Raw genomic sequence first — 16,428 nt, forward strand, 5'->3', positions numbered from 1 at the left:
GGAACTTTTTTAATTCTATGATTAGCAGATTCTTGGTAACTGCTCGCCGGGCAACATGCTGATTACGCGTTTACCGCCTATACCGCTTTCCATGATTACCTGTTTCGGGTGTTCGCCGACTACGCTTCCGATGATCCGTGCGTTTTTGCCCTTTTCATCTTGCCGTAAACGTTCCAAAACTGCATCGGCCGATGCATCGGAGACAAAGGCTATGAAGAGTCCCTCATTGGCCACGTACAAGGGGTCGAGGCCCAAGAGTTCGCAGGCACTGGCTACTTGGTCGTCTATAGGCAGGTCTTTTTGAAACACGTCGATTCCTATTTCCGACGATTGGGCTATTTCCTTTAGCACCGTGGCCACGCCGCCCCGTGTAGGGTCGGTCAATAGGTGGATATCCCCGCCAAACTCATCGATCAGTTTGATTACCGTATGGTTGAGGTTGGTGGTGTCGCTTTGTATTTCGGAATCGAATTCCAGTCCCTCACGTACTGACATAATGGCCATTCCGTGGGAAGCGATATTGCCGCTAATGATGATTTTATCGCCTACCGCTATGTTTTTGGCGCTAATGTTCGCTTTCGGATGTATGGGGCCGAGTCCGGAGGTGTTCACAAAAATTTTATCGCCTTTTCCCTTTTCCACTACTTTGGTATCACCGGTTACGATTTGCACGCCCGCTTTTTCACAGGCATATTTGATGGAGACCAGAATGTCCCAAAACTCCTTTACGGGCAGTCCTTCCTCGATAATAAAGCTCAAGGATAGGTATTTGGGGGTGGCCCCGCACATGGCCAGGTCGTTTACCGTGCCGTTCACCGCAAGCTCACCGATGTTCCCGCCCGGAAAAAAAATGGGTGAGACCAAAAAACTGTCGGTGGAAAAAGCCGTTTTTCCATCTAATTCCAAAAAGGCACCGTCGTGTCTTTCGTTTAATATATCGTTACTGAACAGGTCAAAGACCCCGCTGTCCAATAGTTTGTTGGTAAGTACTCCTCCGCTGCCGTGCCCCAAGGTAATGACATCAAAGTCAAGTTTGGGCATAGGGCATTGCAGTTGCATGCGTATTTTATTCTTCTCTGACATAAAATTTGATTAAGCTTCCACCATTCCCGAAAAGTGATAGTATGCAGCGCATGCCCCTTCGCTACTTACCATAGGAGCGCCCAAGGGGTTGGTCGGTTTACATGTTTTTCCGAACTGTGAGCACTCAAAAGGTTTTTTGATACCCTTCATAATCTGTCCAGAAATGCACAAAGGGTTTTCGGGGGCTTCCGTTATATTGACATTGTATTTTTTGGCGGCATCGAACTGGGCATATTTGTCACGGATCGCATAGCCGCTATCGGGAATCTCACCGATACCTCGCCACGTTTGGTTGTGTACCTCGAATACCTCGTTGATGATTTTTTGTGCCTCGGGATTTCCTTCTTCCCGAACGATACGGGCATATTGGTTTTCAACTTCCGACTTGCTCTGTTCCAACTGGCGGATAACCATCAAGATACCTTGAAGCACATCCAAGGGCTCAAAACCGGTTACGACGATAGGAACCTTATATTCGGCCGATAAGGGATGGTATTCCGAATTGCCCATGATGGTACATACGTGGCCTGCCGCCAAAAATCCATCAATCTTACTTTCTTCGTCGTCGATAACCGCCTTTATCGCCGGGGGAACCAATACATGCGATGCCAAGATGGAATAGTTTTTTACCCCTCTACGGTGGGCATGTACTACAGACAAGGCGTTGGCAGGGGCTGTCGTCTCGAAGCCCACGGCAAAGAAGACCACCTCTTTATCGGGGTTGTCCTCGGCAATTTTTACGGCCTCCAAGGGAGAGTATAAAATACGTACATCGGCCCCTTCGGCCTTGGCTTCCAAGAGACTTTTTTGTGAACCAGGTACACGTAGCATATCACCAAAGGAACAGAGGATCACTCCCTTTTCCGAAGCAAGATAAATAGCTTTGTCTATCAGGTTCAAGGGTGTTACACAGACCGGACAACCAGGCCCATGGATCATAGTGACCTTATCGGGCAACATATCGATGATGCCATTTTTTACCAGACTGTGCGTCTGTCCACCGCAAACTTCCATGATAGACCAAGGTCGGGAAACGGTTCTTTCTATTTCTTCCAAATATTTTTTTGCCAACTCGGGGTCACGGTATTCCGACATGTACTTCATAGTTCACTAATTATCGGTTTTTGGTAAATATTCGTCTACATCTTCCAAATCGCCCAACTCCCCGATTTCCTCAAGGTATTTGAACGTTTTTTGTGCTTCTTCCTCGTCTACTTTGCTAATGGCGACACCCACGTGCACCAATACATAATCACCTACGTCGGCATCGGGCAGCATCTCTAGACTGGCTTCTTTGGTGATACCGCCAAAGGAGACTTTGGCCATTCGTACCATACCATCATATTGACTTTCTATACTCTTAATTTTACCTGGAATTGCTAAGCACATAATTCAATTTTTAATATATTGATAGTAGCATAGTTGTCCGAACGAAATGTTCTCGTCGTTACTAGACAATATACGATTAAATTTTAACTTGAAGCCTTGTTTTTTTCCTAGTTGAGACAGTTTTTCGACCAATAGCGAATTCTGAAAAACACCGCCGCTACAGGCTATGGTTTTGCAATGGTTTTGCCTTGCCATCTTTAAAATAGATAAGGCCAGGGTATGGATAAAACCATGTGCGATTTGTGATTTGGAAAGCCCTTCCGTTTTTGTTTTTAAGATGTTGGACATTAGGGTTTTTACGGGGATGTTTTTCTCCACTATTCCTTCTAAAAAATCAATAGGATCATTGCCTGTATAATTTAGGGACTCGTTTTCCAAATACATGGCGGCCTCTCCTTCGTAAGAAGTTGTATCCCCCAAATCAAGAAGAGAGGCCACGGCATCGAACAAGCGGCCGACGGAAGAGGTTTTCAAGGTATTTTTTTCCAACATTGTGTTGTAGACCTTCCATTCCGTTTTAGAGAATTTTTGCCGAACACCTTCCCTTTGGGTTTTGGGAAGCATACAGAGCAAGGACAAACGGGGTTCCTTGGCCATATTGTCCGCAGCGATCCAATCTACATACTCAAAATGGGCCAAGCGTTCCATCTTTTGGTCGTCAAAAACGAAGAACTCGCCGCCCCAAATGGCACCATCATCACCCAAGCCGGTACCGTCCCAAATCACGCCCATTATTTTTTCTGTGGAACCGAAGAGCCGATGTTCTCCCAGAACACTGGCAAAATGGGCCTTGTGGTGTTGAACGGTCCGTAGTTCGGCCTTCCATTTGTTGGCCCATTCCCTTCCCAAAATACTGCTCTGGTATTGGGGGTGGGCATCGATCAAAACGACCTCGGGCCGTGTTTCGAAGAGGGAGGTGAATTTTGTTATGTTTTCTTGGAAACGTTCTAAGACGTCGTAGCTGTCGAGGTTTCCGAAATAGGGACTCACATAGGTGTGGGCATTGGGAACAAAAGTGAAGGTACTTTTTAGGTGGGCGCCCATGGCCAATACCTTTTTCTCTCCCGATAGGGGGGCGTTCAAATAATTGGGGGCGAGCCCGCGGGAACGTCGGAGGGTAATCTGTTGTTCTCCGGCAAAACGGACGACCGAATCATCCTGCGGAAACGCTATTTTTAAATTATGGTGTACAAAGTAATCGGCAACGTCCGATAACTTCGCTACGGCATCGGCGGCTTCGGAAATCATCGGTGAACCGTGAATGTTTCCGCTCGTGGCGATAATGGGGATTTTCAAGGCGTCCATCAAAAGGGTGAGCAGGGCCGAAGAAGGCAACATGACACCCAGTTGGTTCAACCCGGGAGCTATGGTCCGTTTTGCCAAATCGGTAATCTTTTTCTTGGGTCGGAGAATTACGATGGGGCCGGCCGAAGCGGTAAGGGCCTTCTCTTCATCGGTACCGAGTTCAAAGTCGTTTTTTATTTTTTCGAGTGATGGATAGAGGAGGGCAAAGGGTTTGCTGGGGCGTTGCTTTTTTTTCCGTAGTCGGGCTATGGCCGTTTTGTTGTTGGCATCGCAACAAAGCAAATAGCCGTTCGTGTTTTTAAGGGCCACAATGTTTCCCGAAAGAATAAATCCCGAAACTTTTTTTATAATCTCGGTAGTGTCGGTGGCTAGGGGCGTTCCATCCGAAGTCGTTAGGTTCAATTGAATACCACATTCCTTACAGCTATTGGTCTGTGAATGAAAGCGCCGGTCATCGGCATTGGTGTATTCCGTTTCGCATTCAGTACACATACTAAAGTCCGATAAGGTGGTGTTGGCCCGTTCAAAAGGAAATTTTGTGGTTACCGCATACCGGGGCCCACACTGGGTGCAGGTGGTAAAGGCATAAGCGTATCGGCGGTCGGCCGTATTCCTGATTTCCGATTTGCAGGATTCACAAATAACGAAATCTGGCGTTAACGGAATGTTGATCTGGTGTTGGGTTTCTGAAGGAGCTATGCTGAAGGTATCATATTCACGAAAGGCTATTTCTGAAAGGGAATGTGATTGAATAACTGAAATTTCAGGGGCGTTTTCAATAAGGGCCCTTAAAAATTCCTCCGCCTTTTCTTCCTTGGAATTTAGGTGGATCAAGACACCATCCTCATTATTGCAAACCATGCCTTTTAATCGATATTGCTGTGCCAAACCATAGACAAAGGGGCGAAACCCGACTCCTTGTACTTGCCCAGAAATAATGATTTGAAAAGTTTTTGCCATGGTTTCAAGTATAGACCTCGCGGGTCTTTAAGGCCCGCGAGGTCTATTGTAAGATTCCTTTTATGAAGACCTATCCTTTCTTTTGTTTTACCTTTTTCAACAGCCAATCGCACCATTGATCGATACCTTCATCGGTGATGGAAGATATCTGCAATACCTCTATTTCGTGGTTCACCTCTCGGGCATCCTTAGTAACGGCCTCTACCGAAAATGGAACGTAGGGTAACAGATCGGCCTTGGAAACCAGCATCATGTCGCTCGTCAAGAACATTTTGGGGTACTTTTTGGGTTTGTCGTCACCCTCGGTGGTGGCCATTAGGGTTACGCGGTAGTCCTCGCCCAAATCAAAGGAAGAGGGGCAGACCAAATTGCCCACATTTTCAATGAAGAGCAAATCGATGTTTTCCAAGTCGAATTGGTCCAGTACCTGGTGTACCATTTGGGCTTCCAAATGGCAGATGCCCCCGGTTACGATCTGTAGGGCCTGAATGCCCGTTTCGCGGATGCGTTCGGCATCGCGTTCGGTTTCGAGGTCGCCGACCATAACGGCAATATTTATCTTGTCTTTCAGCTTTTCGGCCGTTTTCTGCATAAGGGTCGTTTTACCGCTTCCTGCCGAAGAGGTAATATTGATCAAAAGGGTGCCGGTCTTGGCCATTTCCTTTTTAATGATGTCGGCCACAAAATCATTGGCCTTCAGCAAATGGATGTTCGTGTTTTCACATTGCACGGTACCCCGTGCCGTCTTCGTTGATTTTTCTACCATTTTTTCCTTTTTTTAGTGACCCTAAAGGGTCGTAATTCGTTGTTATAATGGGCTGGCCTCTGGGGTCAGTCTTCAAATTCTACTTTATGGATCAGCATTTCCTCGCCTTGGATCACATTTTTGCTGGGCCGGTCGCAATTTTCACAGATAAACCGATAGTTCTGTACATCGGTAATATGGTTACAGACCTCGCATTGGATTTTTAGCGGGGTAGATTCGATGTGTAATTCCACATGGTGGTACCCCGGATGGGTCAGGTGATAGGCGCTATAGGCATTGTGCAAAAGGCGGGGTTCGATGTTCGATAAGATACCCACCTTGAGATGAATGGCCTTCATTTTGTTCAGTTTCTCCCTTTCGAACTCCTGTTCCAAGGTGCGCATAATGCTATTTACGATCGATGTTTCGTGCATTAGATCAAACTTTTTACTTTTTCCAATTCTTCTAAATGCTGATCGGCTTGGGCAATCAGGTTTTTGTCGTCGACCAAGGTTTTTATCTCCTCGGCCTTGGCTTTCATTGCTTCGTATTTTTTGAGTTCTTCAGAACTGTTTTCGTTGTGCGTGAGCCACCCCAGTTCCAATTGGTTCAATAGGGTAAGGGCACGTTCGAACGGATATTCGCTTGCCGTTCGTATTTCAAGGGCCTCATTGAAAAGTCCCGCCGCCTTCTCCAGATTGTTATGGATTTTCGCAGGGGGGAAATGCATCAGGGCCGTTGCGTAATTATGGCTGGCCATGGCGTTTTCGTAAGGATATTTTTCTTTGGTATAGAAGGCTAGCACTTCTTTAAAGGAAGAAGCGCAAAAGGCCGTCCACATGGGTTTTTCTTCGGGCGATACCGGAATTTCCGAGTAGATAAGTGCCAAATTGTGATGCACATCAGCAAATTTCTGTGGATGGGTATCGCGCTTAAAGACTTTGAGAACATCTTGGAAAGCATTGATGGCCGCCTTGTAATACTGTGGACTCCCATTCTTTGACCAGGTGTACAAAAGAATGGCTTTTTTGTACATGGCCTCTCCCAAGAATTCGGGAATGTTTTCCTTCCGAAAATATTGGATGGCCCTATTGATCAATTCCTTTGCCGCGATGAAGTCTTTCTTGAAATTGGCAATTTCAGAGGCGTCCACCAATAACATGCCGGCCTGTACGCCCAATCCTTTTTCTTCGTAATAGGCAATGCAGCCCATCTGCAGCTCGTGCACCTCATTTAATTTTTCCGGGTCGTAAGGCACTTGTAACCGGGCCATTAGAATACCGGCCAAATGACTGTTCATCGCATTTTTGGCATCGTCTGAAACGGCAATGTTAAGGAGTTTTTTCGTCCATTGTTCGGCTTCCTCCAATTCTCCCGAATCCAGTAACAAATTCAGGTAATGTTTACCCGTAAAAACTTTGATCTCATCGTTTTCGGCTTTTTCTAGGGCTTCGGTAAATCCCTTTTTAAGCTCGGTATGCCCTTGGGAGGGCGCCACGGCACCGTAATAGTGGATAATGGCACTGTTGTGGGCCGAGGTGTTGTAGCAGAAATCGATCATGTTAGGCGAAATCTCGTAGCCGAACTGTAAATGGGTCGCAATTAAAAGATGGTGGTACAGGGACGATTCTTCCGAAACAAATTCAAAGGCCTTCTGATGGTTTCCCAACTTGTAGAATACCAAGGCAAGCAAATTTTTTTGGGTAAATGGAAACTTGGGAAACACATAGGGTGGTTCCAAATCGTACCAATCCAAGGGAATCGATATAGTATCGGCTTCCAATGTCAGCGTCTTTATGTCCGTTATGCCTTCGGGGTTGTCGGTTACCGTGACCAATTCGTTCAATCGGTTAACTGTCGCAATCGCATCCTGTGCTTTCTGCAAGGCCTCAGTTGTTGTTAATATCGTAAGCATCTTTGTCTACTTTTTGTGTGCCGCGGGGGTCTTTCGCCGCCGTCAACATCATGTTTCTGCCATATATCTCGGCCAGGCGTTCCGTTCTGTAATCCCCTATGGTCTGAACCAAGACCTGTTTCGGGTCTTTGGTGTTGATGAATATCAGCGAAACTTCCCAACGGCCTTTTACCGGGGTAACCTTGTACTGTACCTCGGCATCCAAAAGCCAATTATTTCGTTGTTTCGTCATGAGATAGCCACCTTGATCAAATGGGTCTTTTCAATAATTTCATAGTCCAGTTCCCTATCGCTCATATCCAAATCGTTATCTATCAACAACTCGCGAACAGCAAGGGTCTTGTCACCCTTTAAGGTACGCGTTTTTAATAGAAACTGCGTGGGTTTGTACATTTTTACGAACCACTGGCTTGTAACGGGCGTGATCAAAATATGGCCCTGTTCCTTTACATAGGTTACATAAGCATAAAGACTTTCCCCAAAAATGGGGGTTATCAGCTCATGGTCTAAGTAAATATGGGAAGTTTTTAGGCTAATTTTAGGGTTCACGAGGGTATCGATAGCTTTAGGTCTTCCAAAATATGTTGTACAATTTTATTTCCGGCGCCCTTTACCTCATCGCTTAAGTCTACCTCTAGTTTTGTGTTTTCTATAGCTACGAGATATACTTGAATATCCTCGGGATATTCATCGCGTAGTATTTTTTTTGTATAGGATAGGGCTTGGTCCCATTTCATGCCATGCAAGAAGACCATGGGGTCGTCTTGTGGGGCTTTCATCACTTCTTCGGCAGGTACCTTGAACAAGGTGCCTACAGGTTCATTGCTGTTAAGTACCGCATCTACCAAAATAATCTTGTCGTGCCCTTTTAGGCCAAAGAGTACCTCAAAGGCCGCGGTGCCCATGTCAAATATACTGATGTCTTCGGTTTCGGGGAGTTTTTTTCGCAGTTCCTCGATGACGTAAATACCTACCGCATCATCACTACGTACGGGGTTTCCGAAGCCCATTATTGCCGTCTTCATAAGCTCTCTTGTTTTAGATACAAAGACCTCACAGGTCTATGAGATCTGTGAGGCCTAAGATAATTATTATCGAAATCTGTAATTACAGTTTAAATCTGGATAGTTCAACGCCACTGTGTGCATCGTGGGCATGTACGGTACATACCAAGCACGAGTCGAAGGAACGCGCCACGATACCCACTTCAACGGGATCTGACGGATCTTCTATCTCGGTACCCAACAGGGCGGTCTCTATGGGGCCAGGGTTGTCGTTACCGTCTTGCGGACCTACGTTCCACGTGGTCGGCGCCATGACCTGGTAGTTTTTGATTACACCGTTTTCGATTTCGATCCAGTGGGCGAGGGCACCACGTGCCGCCTCGGTAGCACCGAATCCTTTGCCGTCTTTTTCTACGGGTTTTACATAGAATTCACCATCCAAATCGATCTCTGACAACCATTTTTCAATAAAGGTGTAGATTCTTGGTGCCTCATGTACCCTAGCCAAGACCCTGGTAAATACACTGGGGCCTAGCTTTTTAATTATGTCGCCGAACAAAGGGTCTTGAATTTGATGGTCTTTGTTGGCCGGGTTGGCGTTCATGATGGCACGGGCCAATGGTCCGGCTTCGGCGGCATGGCCGTCGTAACGTGGCGATTTGGCCCAGCTGTACTGATTGTCGAAATCGGTTTCATGCAGGGTCTGCGACTTCATGGGGGTTGGTAGGGGCTCATCCCAAGGATGGAGTCCGTCTTTTTGATTGTCATACCATGAGTGCTTCACGTGCTCGCTGATCTTCATGTGGTCGAATACGTGATAGTTCTCGCCGTCGAAGAATCCGCTCGAAGAAATCAGGGCGTCGTTTCTACCTTCAATGGTCGGGTTGTTGTACATGTCTTTGTGCAAGTAGGTTCCCGTTGCCAAGAATTTGCCCACACCTTGACCGAATTTGTCCAATCCGAATTCAATTCCTGCACGGATCAATAACCCAAGGTCGCTATTTCTCTGCGACTCGTTCTCTTCTACCCACGCCAACATATCGTCCCAAGTCTTTATTTCCATGTAACGTTCAATGGAGCAACCCAACCAAACGGGTTCCAACCAATCATTCTTGAACTGGGCAAGAATGGCATGTGCCCTAGTGATATCCTTTAAGGTAGGGGCACACATGACACCACCTGGTACCATATAGCTCGAGTGCGGCCATTGGCCACCGAACAAAGCGTATATCTGAACAGGCAGTCCACTGGCGGTCAACCCAATTTGAAAGGTCTCGCCAACGTAGGCGGACCAGCGTTTCACTACTTCCTTATATAAAGGTTTATCTGCATATTTTTTATTCGCCAAATCGGTCGCGAAGATGGCGTAGAACCATCTTGGGATACTTTGAAGGGTTTCTGAAGCCTGGCCGATGGCCCTTAACAAAAGGGCATTGGGCGTTAACTTGGTACCCCATGCGGTATCGAGAGCCGAAGAGGCACAATAGAGGTGAGACCCTCCGCAGATTCCACAAATTCTAGGCGTAACCACGAGACCCGATTGAGGGTCCTTGCCCGCCATTATTTTTTCAAAGCCCCTGAACATTGCCGCTTGTGTATGGGCACGGGTAACCTTGCCGTTGTCGATATAGACCTTTACGTCCAAATCGCCTTCAACGCGGCCAACAGGAGATATATTTAATTCTTTAACTGACATTTTTGATTCTTTAAGGTTCGGTTATTTTGAAGTTTCCTGTACTGTCTTATTCGAAGGCATGATCTTTTGGAAACCTGCCTCCATATAATAGGCTAGTTTAGTTCTTCCTTCAGGAACCTCTTTTGGAAACGTGCCCATATATTTCATGGTTTTCATAACGCTTCCCTTTTTGAGGTCGTGGTGCGGGAAACCGGGTTCGGTACAACCAAGGCAAGGATGATTGGCCCTCGTTTTACTTGACTGTCTGTTCCACAAAATGTTGTTACAGCTAGCCCTTGTCATTGGGCCTCTACAACCAACCTCATAGAATAGGCATCCGCCACGCCTACCAAAGCCACCATCTACTTTTTGTGCAAAGTTGACCACATTGGTACAACCCGTTTGTACAAAATCGGTAAAGAAGGTCTTTGGCCTGTGGTAATCGTCGATTTGAACATCACCGATCCTTCCTACGGAGATGGCCACAAGAATTTGTGTGATCCAATCGGGGTGGGCCGGACAACCGGGAATATTAATTACCGGTAAGCCTCCTTTTGATACATAGTCGGCCCCTAGGAAACCACCTTTGTTTTTCTTATGGAATTGCAATCCGGTAGACTCACTGGGGTTCGGAGGAACCGCAGGTATACCTCCCCATGTTGCGCAATCGCCGATAGCGACGACATAACCTGCAACTTCAGAGAGTTCTTTGATCCAGTCCATCATCGGACGGTCGGCGAAATAGTTCATTGTACCCGTGTTGTTCGGGCCTTGGATCAATGAACCTTCGTAAACAAGGATGTCCATCTGCACCTTACCGGCGAGAATATCCTTTAATAGGTCTTGAACTTGGTCCCCAATCTGTAAACCCGTTGTGGGGTGCCATAAAATGTTGAGTCCGAAATCGGTGATGAGTTCCACCACCGTGGGTTCTTCGGCATTCAAAAAGGACATCGTGTTGCCACTGCATGCACCTCCTTGCAACCATAATACATTTGCCATATTCTTATGAAATATTTGGTTTGGAAGTATTAAAGTATAAATATGACACTTATTTGACAAAAAAATTATTATATTCTTATTAATTTGGAATTATTCTAGATAAAATATAATGTGGTTTTATGGTTGAGAAATAGGCCGGAAGAAAATATAAAGGGTTGTTGATATATGAACGTTACTCTTGTTTTGACCAAGGTTGTATAACAATATTTATGTATTCAAAATATTCAACATCAATACATTATGCGATTTATAAGTGAATTAGGATCTTGAGTGTCCTCTTAAAAAAAGAGGCGGGCGACACCAGTTCTATGAATGTAATAAATACTATAGTTGGTTCATATTACACGATAGGGATTACCCATAATACGTTGTTCCATTACTTTTGTGTTCAGTAGGGTGATAACCATACTTTAAGTGTTTAATCGTTTTTTTTGCATGTATCGTTATAGTGCATCAAGTGGCGTATATAGTATTCAAATTGTTATATGGGGGTTAATGGTGTCAACGGGTTTTTAATAAAACCCTTAACTTGGCATGGGCCATATAGTGGTTTAGCACTTTTGAGGTTTGGGCAAAGACGGTCATGAATGGAATAAAGAAAGTGAAAAATAATCAGGAAATAAGGGAAAAAGAAATACATGAACGAATTACTGTCTTTAAAAAATAAAACTTATGCCTTGTCCGGAGGTACGGGAACCCTAGGAGGGTCAATTGCCGAATACTTAGTTAAGAATGGGGCTAAAGTGTTGTTATTGGGTAGATCGGTGGATAAACTGGAGAAGAAACAAACAGTACTAAATTCTATCGTTGCCGACAGCACTTACATTTTTAAGGTGGATGTCATGGACGAACAGGCCTTACTGGCTTTAAAAGAAGAAATAAAAAAAGAGTTTGCCCATTTGGACGGACTTGTAAATCTTGCCGGAGGTAATATACCTGGGGCAACTTTAAAACCTGATCAAACCATTAGGGATATAGCCATGGCGGATACCCGAAAGGTGGTGGATATAAATTTGTTCGGTACGGTAATACCAACAATTATATTAAGTGAAATTATGGTGGAACAAGGCTATGGTTCTATTATAAACATTTCTTCAATGGCCGCTAAGCAAAGTATTTCCAGGGTTCTGGGGTATTCAATGGCAAAAGGTGCCATAGATATATTTACCAAATGGATGGCCAATGAACTGGCATCGAAACATGGTGATAAGATTAGGGTAAATGCCATTGCTCCCGGTTTTTTTATAGGAAATCAGAATAGGAGATTGTTGACAAACGAAGATGGATCTTATACCGAAAGAGGCAATAGTATTATTAAAAATACTCCTATGGGGCGTTTTGGTGACGCTTCTGAACTTAACGGTATGGTTCATTACCTGTTAAGCGATGCTGCTAGTTTTGTTACGGGCAGTGTTTTTGATGTTGACGGTGGATTCAGTTCGTTCTCAGGAGTATAACCCAACACATTCTATAACACTTGCATTTTATCCTAATAGGGTGCGAGAAGAATGTATCAAGATTTCTTTTTTAATAAGGAAAACTTTTATTTATTGAGAACATTTTGAAAATCTATTTTTTAAATTAATTATTCGATAGCATAATACATGGATTATTTAAAGAAAACCTTTCGGTGGTTCGGTCCAGAATTTGGGGTTGCCCTTTCCGATATAAGACAATTGGGGGTAGAGGGAATAGTGGCCGCATGCCAAGAAGTGCCTCTTGGAGAAGTTTGGCCCTCGGAGACGATTGCAGCACTTAAATCAGAGATCGAGGCGTACGATATGGAATGGTCCGTAGTAGAGAGTGTTAATGTTCATACGGCTATCAAATATGGGCTTCCAGAGAGAGACCATTATATTGCCAATTATATTCAGACTTTAAAGAACCTTGCGGAGAACGGTATTTATAATGTATGCTACAATTTTATGCAATTAATAGATTGGACCCGTACAGATCTAGACTATATATTGCCAACAGGGGCATCTGCATTGCGATATAGCCCTATCTCGGCCGCAGCTTTTGATTTGTTTATACTAAAGCGACAAAATGCTAAAGAGTCGTATACAGAACAAGAATATACAGAAGCTAAGTCTTATTTTGAAGGGCTAACAGAAGAACAGAAAAAGAAGTTGGAGCAAGCTATTTTGGCTGGAATGCCCGGTTCTAAAAAATTGATAGCATTGGAAGATTTTAAGGCCAACCATGCCACTGTTTTAAAGATCAGCAAAGAAAAGCTTCAAGAAAATTTATCATATTTCCTTAACGCCATAATTCCAGAAGCGGAAAAATTCGGGGTACGTATGGCGGTTCATCCGGACGACCCCCCTTTTTCGGTCTTTGGGGTTCCTAGAATAGTTTCAAACTATAAGGAAATTAAGTTTTTGTTGGAATGCTGTCCGTCTCCCAGTAACGGACTAACGTTCTGCTCAGGGTCTTTAGGCGCCTCTGCCAATAACGACATGGTAAGGATTATCGAGGATTTTGGAGATAAGATACATTTTATACATCTTAGAAATGTGGCCCGCTCAGAAGACGGAAGTTTTTATGAAGCAGCACATCTTTCGGGGTCCGTGCCAATGGATAAAGTAATGAAAGCCATTGTTGAACAACAATACAAAAGACACGAAAGTGGAAACGGAATTGTCAGCATACCCATGAGGCCCGATCATGGCCATGTTTTGTTGGATGATAAAAAGCGTCAAAACGAGTTTTATTCGGGGTATTCATTAATTGGCAGGGCCATGGGGCTGGCGCAAATTTCCGGTTTGGAAATGGGAGTTAGGCAAGGTTTAAATATTTAAATTATTGATAATGTCTTATCCATCTAAATTTTATGGTACCAGAACCTTTGAACAAAACCTGCTAACTACGTAAGTGAGGCTTTTATATTAATTCTCTGTTGTTTTTTACGGAAACAAATTTTTCATCTTATTCAAGAATATCCATATTAAATAAAATTGTTATTGCTCTATGCGCTTTAAGTTCATTTTAACCTTCATAGTAAGTTCTCTGTTGTTTTCTTGCCAAACTTCTTATAAAGAAACAGAGGTGTCTCTAAAGTCTTATAAAATTGAAGATGGTTTTGAAATGGAGGTCATAGCCTCCGAACCACTTTTAAAAGCTCCCGTAGCTATCGACTTTGATGGCAAAGGTAGGGTTTGGGTGACGCAAATGCCTGGTTATATGAGCGATATTCAAGGTTCGGAGGAAGATTTGCCACTAGGAAGTATTCGTATTCTAGAAGACTTGGATAATGATGGCGTCGCCGATCATACAAAGATATTTTTGGATAGCCTTGTTATGCCAAGGGCCTTGGCGCATGTTTATGGAGGTTTGCTCTATGCCGAACCGCCAAATTTATGGTTTGTAGAGATAGAGGACGACAAACCTGTAAATCGTATTTTGGTAGATTCTTTGTACGCGGTAGACGGTAACCCTGAACATCAACCTAATGGCTTGGAACTAAATATTGATAATTGGATCTATAATGCCAAATCTAATTTTAGATATAGAAGAAAAAATGGTGTTTGGCAAAAAGAACCTACAACTTTTAGGGGGCAATGGGGCATATCGCATGATAACTTCGGAAGATTGTATTATAATGATAATTCTAGAATCTTACTTGGAGATTATGTATTGCCAAATACCTTGATAGATAACAAGTACTTTACCCCGAAGAGAAGTGTGGATAAGTTGTTAACATCGGATCAACGTGTATATCCGTTACATGCAACTTCTGTGAATAGGGGATATGCCGAGGGGGTATTAAATGCCGATAGTATTTTGGTCGCGGCAACAGCGGCCTGTGGCCCTATGGTGTATCGGGGAGGAAGCTTTCCCCCTTCCTATGATCAAAACGTCTTTATCTGCTTGCCCGAAGCCAATTTGATCAAACGTACACTTTTGACCTTTACAGGAGATTCTACCATTGCAAAGCATGCATGGCAGGGAAAAGAGTTTTTGGCTTCTACAGATGAAGGTTTTCGTCCGGTATACTTAAAAAATGGTCCCGATGGTAGTATGTTCATTGTAGATATGCATAGGGGAATGATCGGTCACCATGCCTATATGAGTCCTTATTTAAAGATAAAGACAGCGCAAGAAGGTTTAGATACCATAATAGATTTTGGAAGAATTCTTAAGGTGAAACAAGAAGGTATGAAAGGGAATGCCGTTCCTGATTTTGATACCTTGAACGGGCTGGAACTGGTTTCTCTCTTGTCGGATAAAAATGGATGGAACCGTGACCGTGCGCAACACTATTTGGTTTTTAAGGAATTAAGGGAGCAGATAGATGCCGTTAAAGAAATGGCCCTAAATTCTAAGAACCCCTTGGCACAGATACATGCTTTGTACGTTTTGGAAGGTTGGGACGCACTTACGTTTGACTTTTTAACGGATTTGATGAAAGATACCAATTCTGAAGTTGTAGCCCATGCCATAGTTCTTTCTAAATCTTTTGTATCCGAAAAGAACAAACAAAAAGCATTGTTGTCTTTTGATTCTTTGGTAAATAGAAATGACCTTGAAATAGACCTTTATTTAGGTAGTGTTCTAGGTAGTTGGATAAAATTGGACGAGCAGGGGTTTATACCTTTTATGATGCAGGTCTTAAAAAGAAGGAAAAACAACAGTACGGTCGTAGAAGCTGTTATCAGTGGTCTGGGAGGTGTTACAAAGAAAATTTCTGAAAATAGGGCCATTATGGATTCATTAAAGCATACACAGTTCGTGAATGGATTGGTCAGAAGCACTTTTGATAGAAAAAAAGGAAAAATGAATGCTATTTACACCAGAAAGTTCTTGGGGGAAGATAGAAGAACAAGTGGAGCAAAAATGTTTTTTCAGATATGTGCTTCTTGTCACGGACCCAACGGGCAAGGTATCGATGGGCTGGCCCCCCCGCTAATGAATTCTGAACATGTAAAAAATACAGAACGTCTGGCGCTTATCATATTGCATGGTCTGGAAGGACCCGTACACGTCAATGGAGAGGAATATAACATTAATTTGGCCATGCCTGGCCTTATACGAAACGAAACTATTTCAGATAAGGACATTGCCGATATTATATCGTATGTAACCAATGCTTTTTCCGATAATCCTAAAACATTGGCTACCAAGCGTATAAAAGAGCTTAGGGACAAAAAATCTTCGACCGGGAAGGAATTTACCGAAACCGAGCTATTAAAAATCACACGTTAAGGCCCAAATAACTAAGGTGGCATTTGTTGAAAAATAAGCTAAGAATTATCTTAGAAAGGGGTTTCGTTTACCGAAAGTGGTTTACCATCTAACGACACTTTTACGTTATTCGTCTACAGCTAACTTTTATTGTCTTAACTTTATG

At 43.8% G+C, this 16,428-nt stretch carries 15 protein-coding genes; 3 read left to right on the forward strand and 12 right to left on the reverse strand.

Features of this window, described 5'->3' with window-relative positions:
- Positions 1-21 precede the first annotated feature (21 nt).
- The 12 genes from hypE to AB657_RS01795 all read right to left on the reverse strand — a co-directional run bounded on the left by hypE (position 22) and on the right by AB657_RS01795 (position 11,078).
- Positions 22-1,083: a hydrogenase expression/formation protein HypE gene (gene hypE / locus AB657_RS01740; protein ID WP_232304830.1), complete on the reverse strand. Its 1,062-nt coding sequence runs from the start codon at positions 1,081-1,083 to the stop codon at positions 22-24.
- A gap of 9 nt (positions 1,084-1,092) precedes the next feature.
- Positions 1,093-2,187: a hydrogenase formation protein HypD gene (gene hypD / locus AB657_RS01745; RefSeq protein WP_047244922.1), complete on the reverse strand. Its 1,095-nt coding sequence runs from the start codon at positions 2,185-2,187 to the stop codon at positions 1,093-1,095.
- 6 nt (positions 2,188-2,193) lie between these two features.
- Positions 2,194-2,472, reverse strand: coding sequence for a HypC/HybG/HupF family hydrogenase formation chaperone (locus AB657_RS01750; RefSeq protein WP_013993518.1), 279 nt, complete (start codon positions 2,470-2,472; stop codon positions 2,194-2,196).
- A gap of 3 nt (positions 2,473-2,475) precedes the next feature.
- Positions 2,476-4,737 carry a carbamoyltransferase HypF gene (hypF, locus tag AB657_RS01755; RefSeq protein ID WP_047244923.1) on the reverse strand — a complete coding sequence of 754 codons (2,262 nt, stop codon included), beginning with the start codon at positions 4,735-4,737 and terminating at the stop codon, positions 2,476-2,478.
- Between the two features lie 70 nt (positions 4,738-4,807).
- Positions 4,808-5,503: a hydrogenase nickel incorporation protein HypB gene (gene hypB / locus AB657_RS01760; protein WP_047244924.1), complete on the reverse strand. Its 696-nt coding sequence runs from the start codon at positions 5,501-5,503 to the stop codon at positions 4,808-4,810.
- 65 nt (positions 5,504-5,568) lie between these two features.
- Positions 5,569-5,916 carry a hydrogenase maturation nickel metallochaperone HypA/HybF gene (locus AB657_RS01765; protein ID WP_047244925.1) on the reverse strand — a complete coding sequence of 116 codons (348 nt, stop codon included), beginning with the start codon at positions 5,914-5,916 and terminating at the stop codon, positions 5,569-5,571.
- Entirely contained in the window at positions 5,916-7,397 is a 1,482-nt protein-coding gene (locus AB657_RS01770) for a hypothetical protein (protein ID WP_157491547.1), read from the reverse strand. Before AB657_RS01770 ends, AB657_RS01765 begins: the two co-directional genes overlap by 1 nt.
- Positions 7,372-7,629 (reverse strand): hypothetical protein, encoded by a 258-nt coding sequence (locus tag AB657_RS01775; protein WP_047244927.1) that lies wholly within the window; start codon positions 7,627-7,629, stop codon positions 7,372-7,374. The genes AB657_RS01770 and AB657_RS01775 overlap by 26 nt, the downstream gene beginning before the upstream one ends.
- A complete protein-coding gene (locus tag AB657_RS01780) occupies positions 7,626-7,946 on the reverse strand; it encodes a hypothetical protein (RefSeq protein ID WP_047244928.1) in 321 nt (106 codons plus the stop codon). The genes AB657_RS01775 and AB657_RS01780 overlap by 4 nt, the downstream gene beginning before the upstream one ends.
- The gene (locus tag AB657_RS01785; protein WP_047244929.1) at positions 7,943-8,422 is read right to left on the reverse strand and encodes a hydrogenase maturation protease; all 480 of its coding nucleotides are present in this window, start codon (positions 8,420-8,422) and stop codon (positions 7,943-7,945) included. Before AB657_RS01785 ends, AB657_RS01780 begins: the two co-directional genes overlap by 4 nt.
- 82 nt (positions 8,423-8,504) lie before the next feature.
- The gene (locus AB657_RS01790; protein WP_047244930.1) at positions 8,505-10,097 is read right to left on the reverse strand and encodes a nickel-dependent hydrogenase large subunit; all 1,593 of its coding nucleotides are present in this window, start codon (positions 10,095-10,097) and stop codon (positions 8,505-8,507) included.
- Positions 10,098-10,118: 21 nt separating this feature from the next.
- The gene (locus AB657_RS01795; RefSeq protein ID WP_047244931.1) at positions 10,119-11,078 is read right to left on the reverse strand and encodes an NADH-quinone oxidoreductase subunit B family protein; all 960 of its coding nucleotides are present in this window, start codon (positions 11,076-11,078) and stop codon (positions 10,119-10,121) included.
- Positions 11,079-11,716: 638 nt separating this feature from the next.
- Between AB657_RS01795 and AB657_RS01800 the strand changes: the two genes are divergently transcribed.
- The 3 genes from AB657_RS01800 (at position 11,717) to AB657_RS01810 (ending at position 16,283) form a co-directional block, all read left to right on the forward strand.
- Complete coding sequence (locus tag AB657_RS01800; RefSeq protein WP_047244932.1) at positions 11,717-12,535, forward strand: SDR family oxidoreductase; 819 nt, start codon at positions 11,717-11,719, stop codon at positions 12,533-12,535.
- A 147-nt stretch (positions 12,536-12,682) separates the two neighbouring features.
- Positions 12,683-13,879 carry a mannonate dehydratase gene (uxuA, locus tag AB657_RS01805; RefSeq protein ID WP_047244933.1) on the forward strand — a complete coding sequence of 399 codons (1,197 nt, stop codon included), beginning with the start codon at positions 12,683-12,685 and terminating at the stop codon, positions 13,877-13,879.
- 169 nt (positions 13,880-14,048) lie between these two features.
- Positions 14,049-16,283, forward strand: coding sequence for a DUF7133 domain-containing protein (locus AB657_RS01810; protein WP_047244934.1), 2,235 nt, complete (start codon positions 14,049-14,051; stop codon positions 16,281-16,283).
- Positions 16,284-16,428 lie beyond the last annotated feature (145 nt).

The organism is Maribacter thermophilus (assembly GCF_001020565.1).
In the GTDB taxonomy this organism is placed as follows: Bacteria; Bacteroidota; Bacteroidia; order Flavobacteriales; family Flavobacteriaceae; genus Maribacter; species Maribacter thermophilus.